This is a genomic window from Rhizobium sp. CRRU65 (assembly GCF_048551595.1).
GTDB classification, from domain to species: domain Bacteria; phylum Pseudomonadota; class Alphaproteobacteria; order Rhizobiales; family Rhizobiaceae; genus Rhizobium; species Rhizobium leguminosarum_J.
In genome coordinates, this window is sequence record NZ_JBLYZH010000033.1 from 12,610 (window position 1) to 30,759 (window position 18,150).

At 61.1% G+C, this 18,150-nt stretch carries 15 protein-coding genes and 1 pseudogene; 2 read left to right on the forward strand and 14 right to left on the reverse strand.

The features are described 5' to 3' along the window. Window positions 1–27 precede the first annotated feature (27 nt). The 13 genes from ACM5SV_RS36070 to ACM5SV_RS36130 all read right to left on the reverse strand — a co-directional run bounded on the left by ACM5SV_RS36070 (window position 28) and on the right by ACM5SV_RS36130 (window position 14,006). On the reverse strand, window positions 28–1,728 hold the full coding sequence (locus ACM5SV_RS36070) for a metallophosphoesterase family protein (RefSeq protein ID WP_222018285.1): 1,701 nt from the start codon (window positions 1,726–1,728) through the stop codon (window positions 28–30). Continuing rightward, a complete protein-coding gene (locus tag ACM5SV_RS36075; RefSeq protein ID WP_128407557.1) occupies window positions 1,725–2,330 on the reverse strand; it encodes a dual specificity protein phosphatase family protein in 606 nt (201 codons plus the stop codon). Before ACM5SV_RS36075 ends, ACM5SV_RS36070 begins: the two co-directional genes overlap by 4 nt. 60 nt (window positions 2,331–2,390) lie before the next feature. Next, window positions 2,391–3,251 carry an inositol monophosphatase family protein gene (locus ACM5SV_RS36080; RefSeq protein ID WP_017997276.1) on the reverse strand — a complete coding sequence of 287 codons (861 nt, stop codon included), beginning with the start codon at window positions 3,249–3,251 and terminating at the stop codon, window positions 2,391–2,393. 347 nt (window positions 3,252–3,598) lie between these two features. After that, window positions 3,599–4,081 carry a hypothetical protein gene (locus tag ACM5SV_RS36085; protein WP_419425521.1) on the reverse strand — a complete coding sequence of 161 codons (483 nt, stop codon included), beginning with the start codon at window positions 4,079–4,081 and terminating at the stop codon, window positions 3,599–3,601. Further along, entirely contained in the window at window positions 4,074–5,201 is a 1,128-nt protein-coding gene (locus tag ACM5SV_RS36090) for a gluconeogenesis factor YvcK family protein (protein WP_012759973.1), read from the reverse strand. The genes ACM5SV_RS36085 and ACM5SV_RS36090 overlap by 8 nt, the downstream gene beginning before the upstream one ends. Before the next feature lie 88 nt (window positions 5,202–5,289). Further along, window positions 5,290–5,853: an NUDIX domain-containing protein gene (locus tag ACM5SV_RS36095; RefSeq protein ID WP_041935949.1), complete on the reverse strand. Its 564-nt coding sequence runs from the start codon at window positions 5,851–5,853 to the stop codon at window positions 5,290–5,292. A 171-nt stretch (window positions 5,854–6,024) separates the two neighbouring features. Continuing rightward, window positions 6,025–6,552: an NUDIX hydrolase gene (locus tag ACM5SV_RS36100; protein WP_012759971.1), complete on the reverse strand. Its 528-nt coding sequence runs from the start codon at window positions 6,550–6,552 to the stop codon at window positions 6,025–6,027. 67 nt (window positions 6,553–6,619) lie between these two features. Then, entirely contained in the window at window positions 6,620–7,627 is a 1,008-nt protein-coding gene (locus ACM5SV_RS36105) for a substrate-binding domain-containing protein (RefSeq protein WP_012759970.1), read from the reverse strand. Between the two features lie 97 nt (window positions 7,628–7,724). After that, complete coding sequence (locus ACM5SV_RS36110) at window positions 7,725–8,372, reverse strand: HAD family hydrolase (RefSeq protein ID WP_017997282.1); 648 nt, start codon at window positions 8,370–8,372, stop codon at window positions 7,725–7,727. A gap of 115 nt (window positions 8,373–8,487) precedes the next feature. Beyond that, window positions 8,488–9,549: an ABC transporter ATP-binding protein gene (locus ACM5SV_RS36115; RefSeq protein ID WP_012759968.1), complete on the reverse strand. Its 1,062-nt coding sequence runs from the start codon at window positions 9,547–9,549 to the stop codon at window positions 8,488–8,490. Next, window positions 9,546–11,768 (reverse strand): ABC transporter permease, encoded by a 2,223-nt coding sequence (locus ACM5SV_RS36120; protein WP_012759967.1) that lies wholly within the window; start codon window positions 11,766–11,768, stop codon window positions 9,546–9,548. The genes ACM5SV_RS36115 and ACM5SV_RS36120 overlap by 4 nt, the downstream gene beginning before the upstream one ends. A 68-nt stretch (window positions 11,769–11,836) precedes the next feature. Continuing rightward, window positions 11,837–12,865, reverse strand: coding sequence for an ABC transporter substrate-binding protein (locus tag ACM5SV_RS36125; protein WP_012759966.1), 1,029 nt, complete (start codon window positions 12,863–12,865; stop codon window positions 11,837–11,839). Window positions 12,866–12,983: 118 nt separating this feature from the next. Further along, window positions 12,984–14,006 carry an ABC transporter substrate-binding protein gene (locus ACM5SV_RS36130; protein ID WP_012759965.1) on the reverse strand — a complete coding sequence of 341 codons (1,023 nt, stop codon included), beginning with the start codon at window positions 14,004–14,006 and terminating at the stop codon, window positions 12,984–12,986. Between the two features lie 215 nt (window positions 14,007–14,221). Here ACM5SV_RS36130 and ACM5SV_RS36135 point away from each other — a divergent pair, with 215 nt between their 5' ends. Both ACM5SV_RS36135 and ACM5SV_RS36140 read left to right on the forward strand, forming a co-directional pair. Next, on the forward strand, window positions 14,222–14,962 hold the full coding sequence (locus tag ACM5SV_RS36135; RefSeq protein ID WP_012759964.1) for a response regulator: 741 nt from the start codon (window positions 14,222–14,224) through the stop codon (window positions 14,960–14,962). After that, entirely contained in the window at window positions 14,959–17,052 is a 2,094-nt protein-coding gene (locus tag ACM5SV_RS36140) for an ATP-binding protein (protein WP_222018281.1), read from the forward strand. The genes ACM5SV_RS36135 and ACM5SV_RS36140 overlap by 4 nt, the downstream gene beginning before the upstream one ends. 127 nt (window positions 17,053–17,179) lie before the next feature. Here the strand turns inward: ACM5SV_RS36140 and ACM5SV_RS36145 are convergent. Further along, a pseudogene (locus tag ACM5SV_RS36145) lies at window positions 17,180–17,458 on the reverse strand (hypothetical protein); the annotation flags it as partial. Window positions 17,459–18,150: the final 692 nt, after the last annotated feature.

Here is an 18,150-nt window from a genome sequence, read left to right on the forward strand (position 1 = left end):
ACATTATCGTCGTTCGATGTCGCGCTGCTATGCCGGGACATCCTGCTGAACCCTTTCGAGCGGGACAACGATGTTAGGTCTGCCCTTTGCCGCGCGGTCCAGGAATAGGCCAAGTGCTCCGAGGAAAACGCCAAGAAAGCTAGGAAGCGATCCATCATAGGCGTCGGGCGCGCGACCGAACTGATTTGTCAGCGACCGGTAGAGTGCCAGTCGTTCGGGTTCTATATGCTCGATTGACAGATGCCCGCCTTGTCTCAGGCAATACCAGTCGGCGATCAGATCGATCATCGGAAGATCTTCTGCCTGGGCCGAACTCGACAGTTCGAGACAGTCACTTTCCCCTGCGGCGCCCCCTGCTACGCATTGTGCTGCCTGCGCGACATTCATCTCCAGGATCGCTGCCGCGAACGCGCCTGGCCATTCCTTCGGCAGGTAACGATGGACGACCAGCGCCCGCTTGTGGGCCTGGAGAAAGGCGCCGTAGCTGTCAGCAGACAGCGCATCGGCGCCGCGCTCATGGCGACCGTTGGTTTCAAGCCGATAGCCTGAGAGGAGATCACGGTCGACAGCGATTGCCGAAAGCCCGACCGTATCGACGGCCAAATGGTGTCGAGTTGGTCGTATGACCTTGAATGCTGGGGGGAATGCGACGAGCGACGGGACAGCAATATTGGTCACATGGCTGCTATCGTAACCTCGCGTGGTGACGCCTTCAACGTGCAGATGGCCGCTGAAGTGGACCTGCAAGCCTGCCGAAAGGATCGCCTCTTCGACTTCCCGCCGGGGCGTGCGGCGCACGACGTTGGTCTCACCGAAGAGCGTTTTTTCCGCATCGGAAGCGCCGTCGAAGGGATCGAGCGCCGGATAGTGAGAAAAGGCGAGCACGGTCTTGTCGAGAAGACGTGCCCGGCGCGTAACGTCGCTGACCCATGAAAAGATGAAAGGCTTAGCACGCAGCATGGCATTCCAGCCGCCGGCGGTGCTGTCGGTGAAGGCTGCCTCCTCACCATCGGCGAAGGCTCCATCGAGGGGCTCGAACACATTTGCGTCGATCATCAGCAGCCAGAGGCCAGGCTCTGGTTCGACGAGATAGGATGCGTCCATGAGCCGATAGCGATTGACGCCGTCCGGCGACGTCACCTCGTAGACCCTATCCTCCTGAGCATCTGATAATCCAAAAGGGCTTTCCCAATGGATGTATTCCGGCCGGCGGAAATAGCCGAAATTCGCCATCGCGCGAAGCCCATCCGGATATCCTTCGCAATACATCCTGTCGCTGAAGACTGCACCCTCGCGTGCAACTCCGGCATCGCTCGAGACGAGGATCGCCTGACCACCTTCCGTCAGGAACTGCTTGGTGTGATGACGGCCGCGCGGGCCGAATATGTCGTGATTTCCCGGCAGCGCATAGAAGGCCGTTCCATGCTCCCGGCTGTGCTGTTGCAAAATGTCGGCGAGCTTTTCCGTCGTTGCCCGCTGGCCATCGTCACTGTAGTCGCCAAGCAGCACGACATGTCGGATGCCACGTTTCTGTACGTGTTCAAGCGCCGCAAGGAGTGCGCCGGCACTCTCGTTGAAGACTCGCGTTGACTGGCGTGTGTCCGACCAACTGCGCATCGTCATGGCGCGACCGCCGATCCTGACACCGGAAAAGCCGAAATCGGCATCGACGTCGTGAAAATGTGCATCCGCGATGACGGCAATCTCGGGATAGGATCGGGGCATCATGAATTGCGTTGCCTGCGTTCTTCGATCATGTCGATCCACTCCGACGCCCGCTGGGCTGCTCCGTAGAGCATCGGCTTTGGCGTTTCGAACCACTCGTCGGGACGCAGCTCGCGCCGCTCGCGGATGACGGCGAGGGCGTCATCCAGGCTTGGATAGAGATGCGGCTGCTGCTTGTGCAGAAAAAGCGCAACCAGCGAAACAGAGCGGCTGCGCCCGCTTCGACAATTGACGAGCACATTGCCGCCGTCGGGAAAGGGGTAGGTCTGCCGCTTCGGCATGGTCTGGCGCAGAGCGCCGTCGAGAATGTAATAGGCGCCGAGCATCATCGTATCAGGGCTGCCCTCCCCGTCGATGAGGCCAATTTTGTAGTAGCGAATATCTCCGTAGCCTGACGCCCGCAGGTCAGCCGTTCCCTGGTCTGCCTGCACGTAGTTGATATCGAGATTGACGGCGCAGTTCACCACAGTCGTGATCTGGTGCTGGCGCAGGAGACCAATGTCGCTTGCACCGGTGCTCCCGCCAATGAAAAGAGCCGCCCCGAAAGGGCCTAGCCCTTCCGCGATCAGGCTGATCGCCGGGCGAGCGTAAACGGGTCCGTCCATGTCAAGTCCTCCTTCGCGCCGCGTGCGCCTGTCGCCGCTACCGGCGGATTGAGCTTGTTCTCAAGCTCCTGCGAGAGCCCCGGGGCCACCCAAGTGTGCTTTCTCAGGCGAATTGCCTGCCGTCGAAAGCGGGATTTTGGCGACCTTGCTGATCCCTGCGGCAATGGCTGGAGCGGCGGCAAGGACGGGACCACCCTTTTCCAGGCTGCCGATATCGAGGAAGGGGCAGACATCGCCCCCCGCCTCGCTGACGAGGAGAAGGCCGGCCAGGCAGTCCCAGGAATTCATGTGCAGTTCGACATATCCGTCGGAGCGGCCGTCGGCCACATAGGCCAGAGCCAATGCACCCGAGCCCGCCCTTCGGACGTTTGTGCCGAGATCAAGCAATCCTTTCACGACCTCGAGGTAGGTCTCGTTCGCAACGCGCGTCGACCACCCCATTTCGATGGTAGTGGCATCGTAACGGTGTGTCGCAGCGACCCGAATCGTCTTGCCGTTCAAACTGGCGCCGCGGCCGCGTTCTGCGAAATACAACTCATCGAGCGCGGGGTTATAGATGGCGCCAAATTCCGTCACACCCTTTTCTACGTAGGCGATCGAGATGCAGAAATGCGGAATACCGCGCGCGAAATTGGCTGTACCGTCGACCGGGTCGACGACCCAAACGCGCTCACCGATTGCGCCGCCGCCTTCTTCTCCAAAGAAGCTGTCGCCCGGAAAGCGAGCCAGGATGCTGTCGCGGATCAAGGCCTCGGACGCGGCATCCGTTTCCGTCAGGTAATCTTGTGGCCCCTTCATCGACAGACCGGTTGCCACTCCGGCATGAAAGCCTTTGAGAACCAGATCCCCGGCAGTGCGGATGACGGCGCGGCAATAATCCGCGCGGGTTTCGGCCAAGGCTGCATCGGATACTGAATGCATATGATTCCCCTCAGGTGTTTTGCACGCGCGCTCATATTTGCACGCGCGTGCAATCGGGTCAAGTCATGCGATCGCTGGTGATCACTTGGTTCTGTTCGTCCGTTTTCCTTGATGGTTGCAAGCGCGCCCGACCATCTGCCGGCCTCTGGAAAATGTTGAAGCCCAATCGATGTCGCCCCTCTTCCACAGCGGCTTAGGATCGCTCGTCTTTCTGGGGATGAAAATAGCTCTGCCACCGCTTCGGCGCCTCGGAAAACAGCCCAAATGCCTGAATGACCATGCCCGCCGGGAGATCGATGTTTCTGGCAACCCCGCCGCCTTTCAGGACTGCTCCTCGCTTGTCCGGATCACGCTCGCGAAAGGAGCCGCCGCCGCCAAGCTGGCAATTCTGGATGCGGATCGGACCAAGAACCTGCGCGCCGTTGCCAAGCGTTGCGCTCTGGGTAATCGAACCGCCGCCATTCAACCGGACATCGTTTCCAAACATCGATTTTGTCACTCTGTGCGCCAACCACAAGGGTAAAGCCCCCCTCCCGACCGAGATCGCCGTTTGCGCCTATAGCAATCGAACCGGCGCCGGCCTCGATCCGCACGCCGCTGTGAAGCACGGTCGACGCGCCAATGCTGACCGATCCCTCCGGGCCGACCTCGATTGTCACATTAGGCCAGAGGAAGACGCCAGACCCCAGGCTGGCGCGAGAGGAAATCAAGGTCGAAAACGGATCGATGACCGTGATGACGCCCAGATCTGCAAGCTGCAGCGTTTGCGCAATGGTCAGGAAACCCTTGAGGCGCCTGACCTCGTCGACCCTACTTGTTATCTCATGCATCTGAAGCGTCTCCGGATGCGATTTTCAGCAAGGCTGCAGCGGTTGCATCACCGTCATGCTGACCGCGGCTCCAGGCATCTTCGAATTCGCCCTTGATGATGTGACGCCCGTTCTTTTCCTGCGGTTTCTCTCTGAGATAGGGAAACGTTCCGACCGTCTTCTCGAAGGGAAACAGCATCCTGTTTGCGAGAACGAAGGTGAACAGATTCGAGGTTCCGCCGCCCTTGCGCACATGCAGATCCGCGGCCGCCAGGACGTCTTCGAGCGTTAGTCCCATGGTCTCCCGGCATTGCAGGATGTTGCCGATGAAGACTTTCGGGCAGTTGGCCTTCTCGATAGCTGAAACGAGGCCCGTCACCAGAAGATGAGGAAGGATACTCGTGTAGAGACTGCCCGGACCGATGGCAATCAGGTCCGCCCGGGCAACGGCGTCCAGCACAGCCGAGTTGGCAACCGGCAGGGCCTGATCGGCGCCAGCCAGCTCGACCTCTGCGATCCCAACCTTTGCATCCCCTGCCCCCATCGATGTGATGACGTCCTGCGGCGCAAGCCTCCGACCGTCCCTCAGAGTTGCGGAGAGAACCAAGTCGTTGTCACAGGACGAAGGCCATACGTTTCCGACGATGCCGCACAGCTTTCTGAACACGAAGATCGCCGTGTTGACGTCTCCATTATGCGCCACGCAGGCGCCCGTCAGAATGAAGTTCCCGACGCTGCCGTGCCTGAAGTCGAAATCTCGACCAACAGAAGTGGCGAATGTGTTCAGATAATTCAGGATTGCACCGCGCAGGCCCGGCTCCATTCTCTCGAGCAACGGATGACGGCCTTCGGCGTAGAAGAGGAATTCCTTGCGGGCATCGTCAAAGCCAAGATTGGCCGATACCCGGGCGTTGCAGATCTTGACGACGTCACCGGCGCAGCCTTCTCCATGTGCCATCGTCATCAGAGCCTGGCGGATGTCTCCCACTGAGAGGATGGAGAGCCGCTCGCGAATAACTTTCGAGCTGCCGCCGCTATCCCAAGCAGGCACGACGCGGGTGACATCGGCTCCACGTTGGCCCAGCGCCACATTGATCGATCGACAGGCGCTGCCGCCCGAGAATAATACAATCCGTTTCATACCCGCTCGCGATCTTTAGAAGCACATGCATAGCCTGCGCGGATTACGTGCAAAAGTTCTCCCCTCGTCACATATCGTGACGAGGCTGTCACAGAAGCTTCCGCAGCCTGGCAAGCCCGAAAGCGGCAATCGTGCCCGCATCCTGGAGATCGCCGTCGAGGATCATCCGTTGCAGCTCATCAACCGAAACGGTGGCGCGAACGAGGTCCTGTTCTTCATGCTCGAGCTTGTTATCCCCTGGCGTGAGATCCGTCGCGAAGAAGACATGGCATCTCTGGGTCACCGTTCCATAAAGTGGGTAGATAGTGCCGATCCTGATCAATGAGCCCGCAATCAACCCGGTTTCCTCCTGCAATTCGCCGCGGGCGAGTTCGCCGGGATCGGCGTCCGGTTTCTCCTCCCAGCTTCCCTGAGGAAATTCCCATTGGCGCGACTTGATCGGATATCGGAATTGTTGAACGAGGTGAACGAGACCCCGGTCGAAGGGCAGGATCATCACGAAGTCGGGTTTGTCGACATAGCCGTAGAGCCCGGGCGACCCGTCACGGCGCAGGATCTTGTCCTCGCGGACCGTCATCCACCGGTTGGCATAGACCTCCCGCGAATCGACTGTGATGATGTCCGGTCCCGCGCCTTGCTCTGACGTTTTCATGATTGAAGATGGATCCATGGCCGTATCGGTTCCTGTTCATGGCTGGATATGCCGGGCCAAATATATGAAGCCAAGCTCTATCTGTTTCGAAAGACTGTTTGAATGTCGGCGCCTGCTTCGTGCTGGGAAAATGGATGTCTGAACAGTCAGAAGGCCCGAGGACGGCCCTCACTACCTATTTTTTATCTTTACTCTCGGTCGATGTGGTCGAAACGACACGAGGAGCGATTTGAGTTCAAGTTCACGCACGCGCCGGGCTGCCTCATCGGGAGAGACCCAGACGAGAACCCGCTCGCCACGCTCCTTGAAGTCGTCCGTCAGGCGTTCGACCTCGATCTGAAACAGGTCGACCATGCATGGCGAAACCACGTCAGGACCAAGTTCCTTGAGATAGGTGTATCGGCCAATCGGCTTCTTGCGCACGCTCCCTTGAACACCAGCTTCCTCCCAGGCTTCAGTGGCAGCCGTTTCGAATGGCTTCTTTCTCCTCATCGGCCAGCCCTTGGGGATGACCCATCGACGACTTTGACGCGACGTGACCAACAGGATCTCGACCTTGTCCTCGTCGCCGAGATAGCGAAAGCAGACCGCGCCATATTGCTGCAGAAAGGCTCCCTTGAACAAGGTCTCGGGCACGAGCGCAAGTTGGTGCAGCAAACCCGCGGCTTTGTTTTTCTGGCGTTTATCGTCGTTCTTCATGTGTTTCCCGAGGACGGATATGAAGCCTTTCCAGGTTACTCGCGCGAGGGTTTGACGGGGGAATATGTCACCCGCCGCGGATCGAGCCGCGCCAGACCAGTTCGGCATGAAGTTTCAGAGACCTAACCTCACCGGCATCTTCCGGAAGGGTAGGAGCAGCTAGAAACGCGACCGCTTCGCGCGCCACCATCTCAACCGGCTGTGCGAAGGTCGTCAGATCGTAGGAAGACCACGACGCCTGCTCGATATCGTCGAAACCTGCAATGCAAAGCTGGTCAGGAACAGAGATCTTGAACTGATGGCGCGCGGCATCCATGACGCCGCAGGCGAGCAGATCGTTGGCGCAGAAGATCGCGTCGGGCCGATTCGTGCGCGTCAGCAGCCTCTGGGCAACCACCTTTCCAGCCTCGTAGCCAGTCGAGCCATGACGCTCGACCGCAACCTCGATGCCGAGGGCCGCAGCCGCCGCAACGAAACCGCGCTCGCGCGCCATCAGGCTCGGTGTTCCGACCTCGGAATTGGCGAATGCCAGTTGTTGGCAGCCTGCACGCATGAAGGCGGTGAGGATGCGGCTAGCGGCCTCCTGGTCGTCGATGTTGATGCGCAGCGGCCCCGGCTGGTCGTCATCACGGTTGATGAGGACAAGGCGTTGACCATTCCTCAGGCAGAGCTGTGTGATCGACTTGTCCGGCAGTCCGGATAGGATGATCGACGCATCGGCCCGGTAGTGAATTGCCTGGCGCAGCGCCCGATCCACACTGCCGTCGGAACGGTCGGTGTTAATGAGCATGGCAATCTTTCCACTATTCTGAAGCTGCTGCGTGATCGCCCGGATCAGAGATGAGCGAAAGGGCGTTCCGAGTTCCGACACGATAAGACAAACGATGCCGCTTTCATTCGTCATCAGCCCCCGGGCCAGATGATTGACGTGGTAGCCAAGCGCCTCGGCCGCATCCATCACGCGTCTGCGCGTCTTCGCCGATACACTGGCACCCGGGGTAAAGGCACGCGATACCGCCGAGCGCGAAACGCCCGCTTTCTCAGCAACCTCCTGCGCGCTGACAAAATCCTTCATGACCACCGGCAACTCCCTTTGCCCGGACTGTGCACAAATTGCAATTGCGTGCAAGAGCCGGCCCCGGCGGTTCTTTAGGACAAAACCTGCCGCAGGATTAATGCGCCTGCACCGACCGAATGCTCAGGCATTCATCTGCAAGCTGTTGCTGCTCATGGAGATCAAGTCGATTCACATCAATGGCGCTCATACCCGCCCGTCGAGCTGCTTCAAGACCTTGTTCGCTATCTTCAAACACGACACACCGGGCTGGTTCTATTCCCAACAAAGCGGCCGCCTGCAGAAACAGGTCCGGCGCCGGCTTTGGATTTGGCACGTCATCGATCGTGACCACCTGGTCGAAATACTCCCGCAGGCCCGTTCCTTGTAGGGTCGCTGTGACAATTTCTCGCGAACCGCCGGATGCAACAGCCATGGGACGCAAGCCGGCCAACCGGCGAACGGTTGCAGCAACCGCGCGAACTTCGCGCACATTGTGGACATTCTGGAGAAAGTGCGATCGCATGGTGGCGATGACGGATGCGCGATCGAGCACAACGTCGAATTCTCGCTCAAAGGCGTCCATAAGAACCACTTCAGACATTCCGGCCCGCATCAAATACCAAGCCTCACTCATCGGTTTGCCGGAAAGGGCAAAGCCGGCCGCCCATGCGTCCGCATAGACAGGGGGCGTGTGAACAAGTGTGCCGTCGCAATCAAAAATCACGGCCTCGAAATCATTTTCCAGCGATAGAATATCAATCATACCTCATCCTTCCGGCGGGCGAACATCGGTTTGACGCGAGGCTCCATTCAGGCGTAATCGTCCTGGTCGACGGGCATCGAACGCGCCTCGGCCCAGGGCCTCGTGTCAGAGGCTCTCACGTGCTGATAAGGGCGATGCCGCGACTTCGGAAGCCGAGCGTGGCGTCGGAGGCGACCGGTAGGATACGGTCGACGGCGTGGTCGACGATGAAGAGCGTGCCGACGTCGGTTTCGACCTCGTACTCGACATGATCTCCGAGATAGGCCGAATGGAGGATGCGGCCGGCAAGCCCGTGCCCCCCTCCCTCGGAGAGCGCGATCGCGCCGGGACGAACGGCAAGGCTCGCCGCGCCCGGCGTCGCCCTACCCGCCGGCACACGATGTTTGAAACCGCCAATGCGGATGTCAGCATCTGCGCCATCGATGCCAACCACCTCGCATGGGATGACATTCGCCTCTCCCATGAAATCAGCGATGAAGGCGGAAGCCGGCGATTCATAGAGGTCGCGCGGGGCGCCGGACTGGGCAACTTCGCCATCCTTCATGATAATGATGCGGTCGGACACGGCAAGCGCCTCGTCCTGATCGTGCGTGACATAGACGGCGGTGAAGCCGAGACGCTGCTGGAGTTCGCGGATATCTGTGCGTACCTTGCGGCGCAGGCGCGCATCGAGGTTGGAAAGCGGCTCGTCGAGCAGCAGCACCTGCGGCTCCAGCACCAGCGCGCGGGCGACGGCGACGCGCTGCTGCTGGCCGCCGGAGAGTTCGGCGGGCAGGCGATGGCCCATGCCGGCAAGGCCGACCAGCGCCAGCCCCTCCTCTGCCTTCTCGCGCGCTTCCTTGCGGTTGAAGCCGGAGGATTCCAGGCCATAGGCGACGTTGTCGCGCGCATTCATGTGCGGAAAGAGCGCATAGGACTGGAAGACCATCGAAACATCGCGCTCATTGGCCGGCAGCATGGTGACGTCCTTGCCGCCGATCAGGACTTTTCCGGCCGAAGGATGTTCGAGGCCTGCAAGCATGCGCAGCGTCGTCGTCTTGCCGCAGCCGGAAGGGCCAAGCAGGGTGACGAGCGTGCCGCGCTCGATGGTGAGCGAGAGGTCCGGAATGGCGGTGAAGGCTCCAAACGTTTTGCGCACGTTCTGGAAGACGACGGAACCGGCTTTGGGGTTGATCATGCGATTTTCTCCTGGCGAGAGGAAGCGGATGTGGCGAGGCCGGCGACGCGGTTTTCACGGCGCAGGCGCCGTTCGCCGACGATGAGCTGGAAGCCGGCGATGACGGTGATCATCACGACGATCAGCATGGTGGAATAGGCGATGGCCACACCGTATTCCCCGTTCTCGACGAGGCCGACGATGTAGGAGGTCGCCATGTTGTACTCGGCGCTGACGAGGAAGATGACGGCGCTGATGGAGGTGATCGCGCGCACGAAGGAATAGACGAGCGCGGCGGTGATGGCCGGGCGTAAGAGCGGCAGGATGACCTTGCGGATCGTACGGAAGCTGTTGGCCCGGAGCGTCAGGGAGGCCTCATCCAGGCTCTTGTCGAGCTGGCTCATCGCCGCGATGCCGCCGCGCACGCCGACCGGCATGTTGCGGAAGACGAAGCAGGCGATCAAGATGAGGGCCGAGCCGGTCATTTCCAAGGGCGGCAGATTGAAGGCCATGATGTAGCTGACGCCGATGACTGTGCCTGGAATGGCAAAGCTCATCATCAGGGCGAACTCGAAGGCATTCTTGCCGACGAATTTTTGACGCACGATAATATAAGCCGTCAGCAGGCCGACGGCGGCGGTCAGCGGGGCAGACACCAACGCGATTTCTATCGTTGTCCAGAACGAGTTCCAGGCGACGCCCGTCCAGGCAATCCCATTTTCGAAGCTGATCGAGAAGGCCTTGGCGTAGTGGTCGAGCGTCAACGAGTTGTCGAGACCCCAGGTCTTCACGAAACCGCCGATCAGGATCATGCCGTAGATGACGAGCGTGAAGAGAATCCACGGGATGACGACGGCGTGAACGCCGATCGACAGCCCGCGCGGCAGAGCAATATGCGATCCGCTATCGCCCTTGCCGGTGACGGTGGCGTAGTTCTTGCCCGACAGCCAGACGCGCTGGGCGAGGAAGGCGGAGAGCGTGAAGAGCAACAGCACCGTGGCGAGCACGGCGGCGCGCGACGGATCGTTCTGCGACCCGACCACGGCAAAGAAGATTTCCGTCGAGAGCACGCCATTGCTGCCGCCGAGCACCAGCGGATTGCCGAAGTCGGCCATGCTTTCGATGAAGCCGATGAGGAAGGCGTTGGCGAGACCGGGCTTCATCAGCGGCAGCGAGACCCGCCAGAACGTGCGCCAACGGTCGGCGCGCAGCGTCGTGGACGCCTCCTCCATCGACGGGCTGACGCCCTCGACGACCCCGATCAGCACGAGGAAGGAGATCGGCGTGAAGGACAGCACCTGCGCGATCCAGATGCCGGTGAGGCCGTAGAGCCAGCGCCCGGGCTCGAAGCCGAACAGTTGCGACAGCCCCTGCGTGACGACACCGGCGCGACCGAAGAGCAGGGTGAGCGCCAGACCGATGACGAAGGGTGGAGTGATGATCGGCAGGATCGTCAGCAGCCGAAGGCCCTTCTTGAAGGGAAAGCGCGTGCGGGTGGCGACGAGCGCGAAGGCGAGGCCGAGCAGGGTCGAGCCGAGGCCGCTCATGATGGCGAGCCAGAGCGTACGCCAGGCGACGCCGCAGCGACCGGCGCCGATCAGGCAATTGAGGCTCCAGATGCTTGGATCCTGCACGTTGCGGATGAAGTTATCCGCATTGAAAGACCCATCGAAATCCTGCACCGAGCCGACGAACATGCTGCCGATCGGGTAGAAGACGAAGACTGCGACGAGGAAGACGAGCAGCGCAATCGCGCTGACGACAAAGGCGTCGCCCTTCATGACACCGCGCTCGGCAAGGCCGAAGGCGAAGAGCAGCATGAAGGTGATAGCAGAGAGCACCGCACCCGCCCCCATGGAAGCCTGGCCGTTCGAGAGTGTGCCGAAGAGCGTTTCGCTCACCGTCCAGGTCCAGCCGGACAAGCCGATGGCGAGGCCCTGGAGCGACAGGAAGAGAACACCGATCGCGCCGGTCCAGGCGAGCGCGGCGCCGCGGCGCATCGGGTCTGCCATGCCGCGGGCCACGATCGCCAGAAGAAAGAGCACGAGCGCACCGGCAAGCCACAGCCGGCCATGCGCGAAAATCTGCACGATACCGGGGGCGGCCTCCGGAGAAAGGGGGAAAGCGGCCAGCCAACCGAGTCCGAAGAAGCCGTTCTCGATCCGATACCAGGGCAATAGGGTCAATGCGACCGCGCCGAGGACAAGGACGATGTCCAGCCTACGATTGCCATGTCTCATGGCTGACCTCGCTGTCTTTGAGTGTGAGGAGGCGGCGCCCGGGGAGACGGGCGCCGCCGGTCAGGGCATCAGTTGGCGGCGGCGCCGATTTCCCGATCCCAGCGTTCCAGCAGTGCCTTGCGCTTTGCTGGGTCGCCATAGGTCTTGAAGTCGTAGTCGATCAGCTTGATGTCCTCGAAGCGCGGCGCCTCCTTCGGGATTACGGCGCTCTTGTTGGAAGGCAGCTGGAAAGACTTGGCATCCTTCATGCGCGACTGGACTTCCGCCGTCAGCGCCCAGTCGTACCAGACCTTCGCATTTTCGAGGTTGCGGGCGCCCTTGATGATCGACATGGAGCCGATCTCGTAGCCGGTACCTTCGCAAGGCGTGATCGACTTGACCGGGAAGCCTTCAGCCGTCTGCGCCACCGCATCGTGCACGAAGACGATGCCGAGCGCCGTCTCGCCGCGTGCTGCGGCCTTGACGGGTGCCGATCCGGACTTGGTATATTGCGATATGTTGCCGTTCAGCTTCTTCAGGTAGTCGAAAGCCTGGTCCTCGCCCATGATCTGCACGAGAGAGGCGAGCGCCGTGTAAGCGGTGCCGGAAGAATTCGGGTTCGCGATTTGAATTTCACCCTTCAGTTCCGGTGCCAAAAGGTCGGCCCAGCAGACTGGCTCCTTGTAGCCCTTGGTCTTGAAGATTTCCGTGTTGTAGCCCCAGCCGAGCGCGCCGGCATAAACGCCGACGGTCTTGTAACCGGAGCTTTCTGCCTGCTTCTTCGCCCAGTCGTTGAGTTCGTCGAGTTTCGACGACTTGTATTCCAGCGTCAAATTTTCCGATGCCGCCTGGAGATGCGGATCGCCTGTGCCAGCCCACCAGATGTCGGTCTTCGGGTTACGAGACTCGGCGCGCACCTTGGCATAGGTCTCGCCCGACGAGAGGCGAACCATGTTCACCTTGATGTCGCTATGCGACTTCTCGAAATCGCCCTTCATCTGCTCGCAGATCACGACGTCCGCCGAGCAGATGAGGTTGAGTTCGCCGGCCGCCTGCGCCGGTAGCGCACCGAGCGCCGTGCCGGCGAAGAGCATGAGGGAAAGGGTCTTCATTTTCATTGGGGCATCCTCCTGTTGCCTGGGTTAATTCTCGCACGAACAAGACACAGCGCGGCCATCGGCCTGCCCGCGGCGGCGTGTGCATGTTTTCGGATTGTGGTTTGTCGAAAGACCTTGATCAGTTTGTCACGGCGATTTCCGCATCGAACCTGCGGAGCAGTCGACTTCGTTCACCCGGCGAGCCGAAGGTGGCAAAGTCATAGTCCACCATCTTGATCATCGAGATATCCGGGGCTGCAAGCGGCAGGCTGGATTTCGCGTTGGATGGCACTTGGTTTTGGCCCGACGCCGCGCCTGTACCCTGCCCTTCCGGGCTCAGCGCGAAATCGACGAAGCGCTTTGCTTCCTCGATATTTCGTGCGCCTTTGACGATGCTCACGGCGCCGATCTCGTATCCGGTGCCCTCGCAGGGCGCGACGATGACGAGGGGAAAGCCGACTTGCTTCTGCGTGACGGCGTCATGCATGAAGGAAATGCCGATGAGCGTTTCTCCGCGCGCCGCCGCCTTGACGGGCGCAGCCCCCGAGGGGGTGTAACGCTCGATATTGCGGTTGAGCGCAGCGAGATAACGGAAAGCCTCGTCCTCGCCGAAGAGCTGCACCAACGTCGCAAGCGTCGTGAAGGCGGTGCCGGACGAATTCGGATTGCCGCTCTGGATGCGGCCGCGATAGGCGACGTCCGTGAGGTCCTTCCAGCAGGTCGGCGCGGGCAGCTTCAGCTCGCGCAGCAGGTCGGCATTGTAGGCAAAGCCGAGCGCCCCCGCATAAATGCCGGCCGAGCGGCCGCCGGACATGGCAAAGAAGTTCTGCGCCCACGGCAGCATGTCGCGCTCATGGGCAGGCTGATACGGTTCGAGAAGATTTTCAGAACCGGCCTGCAGATGGGTATCGCCGGTGCCGCCCCACCAGACATCGACGGTAGGCGCCGCTTTCTCCGCGCGGATCTGATTGAGGATATCGCCGGTGCTCTTGCGCGTCACCGAAATTTCGAGCCCGGTCTTTGCCTCATAGGCCGTCTTCATCGCGGCACACCACATCTCGTCCACACCGCACAGAACGGTGAGCGACGGGGCTGCCATGCCGGTGCTGGCGCTTGCCAGCCACAAAGCTGCTACCGCGCTGAAAGCGGTGATGCCTTTCACAATTTCCTCCCATTGGACGGTGCGTCCCAATCTCCGCAGTCAGGATGTCACATCTGTTTCGCTGCGCAATCGAAGAATGGTTACGGTTCTTACAGCGGGAGCGGCTTCATCGTCGAAAACATGACAAAGGTTACAAATGTGACAAATCGCATAACAAGAGCTCGCTTTGAAGATCGTGGCGGCTCTGCCTATAATAGGCGCGGGAGGACGTGCATGTGTTGAATGAGAGGATAACCATTCTGATCGTCGAGGACGATCCGGACATGGCGGAGCTTATCTCCGACCTCGTTGAGGCGGAAGGATGGACAGCGCTCACCGCGCCGTCCGCGGAAGAGGCCACGATCGTGCTTTCGCGCGAAACCGTGCATCTCGTGCTCGTCGACCATAACCTGCCCGGCACCTCCGGCCGCACCTTCGCGCAGCGCCTGCGTGCGCAGGCCAATATCGGCATTGTCATGGTGACGGCTGCCGGCAGCGCCGTGGACCGGGTGCTCGGTCTCGAAACCGCGGCAGACGACTATGTCGTCAAACCCTTCGAGCCTATCGAATTGACTGCCCGTATCAAGGCCGTGCTGCGCCGGACGATCCCCTCGCTGAAGCCGGACCGGGAAAGCGAGCGGGAGCATGAACCGACATCCCTGAAGCTCGGCGAATGGTCGGTGGATCTCAAGGGCCGCCGCGCCATCTGCCGCACCGACCCTGCCAAGTCGCTCACGAGCGCCGAATTCGCGCTGCTCGAAATCCTCGCCGAAACGCCCAACACACCCGTTAGCCGCGCGCATATCCTCGATCGATTGGGCGCGGAAAGCGAGCGCTATATCGACCGCAATGTCGACGTGCTCGTGCTGCGTCTGCGTCGCAAGATCGAGCGCAATCCGGACCTGCCGCGCCATATCAAGACGCGCCGCGGCAAGGGCTATGTTCTCGACACAGACGATGGCGAGATCGCACCGTGATCAGCCGCCCCTTCCTCTCCTCCATCGCCTTTCGCCTGCCCTTCGCCATCGCCTTCATCTGCGTGCTCGTCTTCAGCCTTTCGACCATTGCCGTCTATGGCCTGCAGCGGGCGCGCCAAGAGATGGCCGCCTATGGCCTGCAGGCGTTTTCAAGTCTCGCCAAGGCCTCGCTGGTCTCGCGGCAGGTTTCCGATCTCGTCTCCAGTGCGCCCTTCCTGATGAATGCGACCTCACCCTACCGGGTCTCCAGCGAAAGCCGCTCGGTCGTCGTGCAGGTCGACGCGCTTTTGCGCGCCATGCAACCTGAAAACGACGGGGCTGCCGTGCAGGGTTTTGCGAGTAGCCGCATCATCGAGCTGCTGGAAACGATCCGCACGCAAACGACCACCCTTGCGGGCGACGCAGAATCGGCCCAGCAGCACAAGGCGGAGGCTGCAGCAGCGCTCGGTGAGATCGCGACCGGCAGCGGCATTGCAGACGCCGGTTTCCGCAGTCGGTTGAACGCCATCGTGCAATCCGCCTCCAACTCGGACAGCCTCTTTCAGCTCGGCGAACTGCGGCGGCGCTACGTGTCGGAAACCGCCCCGCGCCTCGAACGTGCCGCGCCGGACACCCGGATTGCCGCCGCCGAGCTTGCGCCTTACGAACGGGTCTTCGAGGCACAGACGCGGTATCTCCTCGAAATGTTCGCCATCCGCGCCGCCGTCTCGCGCCTGCACAACGTCTCGCGCGATCTGTCGCATGCGACTGAAACCCAAAGCGAGGCCGTCGCCCGCAGCCTCAGTGACGACCTCATCTCGACCTCCGATGCCTTGAGCCGCATCCTCGTCATCGTCGCCGTCGCCTCGCTGCTGGTGCTGGCAATGGCCATCGTCTCGATCCGATCGGTCATGCGCGTCTCACGCGGCATCGTCTCCCTTTCGAACGGCATGAACGCGCTGGCAGAAGGTCGCAAGGATGTTGATACGCCGCGCTATGACGGCACGGAAACCGAGCTCGTGCGTCTGCTCGAAGCCTTCCGCGCGTTCCGGGAGAGCGTCGAGCGCGTGACGCAGCTGCGGCGCACGGCGGAAGCCGCCGCACGCACCATCCGCTCCACCTTCCGCAGCATGAACGAGGGCATCGCGTTGTTTGATCCGCGCGGCCGGCCGATCACCATGAACCGGCGTGTCATCGAGCTGGTCGGCTGGTCTGGTTCGGCCAGGAAACTGCCGCTCCGCAGTTTCGTGGCGCCGCTAACGGAGATCGAGCCGACCCTCCTGCCGGCCGAAAACGATGCCGGTCTGCTCTCCGACCGGTCGGTGCTGCGCCACCGCTCCGACGTGGGGCGGGTGACGGAAGTGTCGCTGTCGCGCCAGCCCGATGGCGGAATCGTGCTGCTGGCGCGCGATATTACCGACATAGACCGGCAGGAGGCGGAGGCAGCAAAGATCCAACGCCTCGACGGCATCATGCGCATGACCCACCAGGTGAGCCACGAAGTAGGCAACATGATCGGCATCATCACCGGTAGCCTCGGCCTGCTGGAGCGCGAAACCGGCTTCAATGACCGGCAAAAACGGCACCTCGCCCGCATCCGTAAAGCTGCCGACCGTGGCAGGTCGCTGGCCGGGAGCATGCTTTCCATCGGCAGCCAGCAGCCGATCCATCCCGGCGCGGTGGAGATTGGCGCCGTGCTGCGCGGCATGGCCGACGTGCTGGAAATCGCGATCGGCGAAAATTGCCGGCTTGCCTTCGAAATTGCCGACGACCTGCCTATCGTCTTCATCGACACGGCGCTCTTCGAGCAATCGATCCTCAATCTTTGTCTCAACGCCGCTGCGGCCATGCCAGCGGGTGGAACAATCCTTATTCGTTGCTCCCGCAGCGAGGCTGGCGTCAGCGTCAGCGTGACGGATGACGGCATCGGTATGTCGCCGGAGGCCGTCGACAAGGCGTTCGAGCCCTATTTCACCACGCGTGGCGCGGAAGGAGGCGCGGGTCTTGGCCTTGCAGTGGTCTATGGCTTCGTACGCCAAAGCGGTGGAGACGCTCGCATTGCCTCGCTGCCGGGCAAGGGAACCGTCGTTGAACTTTTGTTTCCGGCGTGAATCGAGAGCACCAGGCTCTGGTTTTCGCGAGCTTCAGGTCGTCATCGAGGGTATGCTGCATCGCCATCTCCCCATGGAACGAGCTCGGTCCGAAGCTAACAAATGCTTCCGGACCGAGGCCATCGCGTCAATGCGAGGCGCCGGAGCCGCCTACAGCAACGATCGTAAAGGGCTTGCCTTCGACTGGGATCGCACGAACTTCCTTCAAGCTCTCGGCGTCGACGATGCGAACCAGCGAATGCCGCGGATCGGTAATGGCAAGATGGGCGTCCGCAACAGCGAGACGCGGACGCGGATCACGCCAATGGCCGTCCTTGCTGTAGGCTTCCGTGACCTTACCCTTGCGAACGATCTCGCCCTTGATCACGTCCAGCACGTGAAGATCACCGTCCTCCGTCAGCACGTAGCGTCGTTTGACTACTTATCACCATCATAACGCATTGAAATTATGGTAAATCCCGCGTTAACTAGAAGCGATATGGCCTATTACTTCTGCCACCAATAGGGCAGGTGTCGGTAATGAGCCGCCTTTGCGCTCAGATGTAAGCTCTTAGATCTGTAGCGCAGAGCGCAAACCGATCTCCGAACGGCTCTCCGTCCTCTGCGCCAGGGCGAAGAACTACCCATTCGCCCGCACGGCGCACCAGTAGGCAGGTTGAGAAGCTCCTTGAGCAAGCGCTTGAGGGTTACGACATCGCACTAGGGCAGCGGAAGAACCGCCATCCGATCGACACGATCGGGGATCTCGCGGCCCGGCCGGTTCATGGCGCCGTTCAGGCCGACCTCCGTCCATGACGATCTCTACGACGAACACGGCCGTCCAAACAGATAGCGCTCGACACATCCGTCGGAGGTCGCAAAGCACGAGCATCTCGCCGGCCAATTAGAGGCACTCGCCTCCAATCTCGCTTGTCGCGAAGTCTGGTGCCCTCTTTCCAAGGTCTCTCCCCTCCCTGCCAGGTGCCGGAACCTGTCCGACCCGGATAGATAGGTAACAGAACGGACCGTTTACATAGGTGACAGTTCTCTAGCAGCCGGGAGGGCCCGGCGATGGTTTGGAGAGAGACTGGCATCATGGACGAGCGGCTGCGCTTTGTT

Coding starts and splice junctions, on each gene's coding strand:
- ACM5SV_RS36090 (WP_012759973.1), bottom strand. CDS start 5,201: ATGAAACGGATTGTATTATTCTCGGGCGGCAGCGCCTGTCGATCGATC.
- ACM5SV_RS36110 (WP_017997282.1), bottom strand. CDS start 8,372: ATGATTGATATTCTATCGCTGGAAAATGATTTCGAGGCCGTGATTTTT.
- ACM5SV_RS36100 (WP_012759971.1), bottom strand. CDS start 6,552: ATGAAGAACGACGATAAACGCCAGAAAAACAAAGCCGCGGGTTTGCTG.
- ACM5SV_RS36115 (WP_012759968.1), bottom strand. CDS start 9,549: ATGATCAACCCCAAAGCCGGTTCCGTCGTCTTCCAGAACGTGCGCAAA.
- ACM5SV_RS36080 (WP_017997276.1), bottom strand. CDS start 3,251: ATGCATTCAGTATCCGATGCAGCCTTGGCCGAAACCCGCGCGGATTAT.
- ACM5SV_RS36125 (WP_012759966.1), bottom strand. CDS start 12,865: ATGAAAATGAAGACCCTTTCCCTCATGCTCTTCGCCGGCACGGCGCTC.
- ACM5SV_RS36075 (WP_128407557.1), bottom strand. CDS start 2,330: ATGGACGGACCCGTTTACGCTCGCCCGGCGATCAGCCTGATCGCGGAA.
- ACM5SV_RS36120 (WP_012759967.1), bottom strand. CDS start 11,768: ATGAGACATGGCAATCGTAGGCTGGACATCGTCCTTGTCCTCGGCGCG.
- ACM5SV_RS36105 (WP_012759970.1), bottom strand. CDS start 7,627: ATGAAGGATTTTGTCAGCGCGCAGGAGGTTGCTGAGAAAGCGGGCGTT.
- ACM5SV_RS36070 (WP_222018285.1), bottom strand. CDS start 1,728: ATGATGCCCCGATCCTATCCCGAGATTGCCGTCATCGCGGATGCACAT.
- ACM5SV_RS36095 (WP_041935949.1), bottom strand. CDS start 5,853: ATGAAAACGTCAGAGCAAGGCGCGGGACCGGACATCATCACAGTCGAT.
- ACM5SV_RS36085 (WP_419425521.1), bottom strand. CDS start 4,081: ATGCATGAGATAACAAGTAGGGTCGACGAGGTCAGGCGCCTCAAGGGT.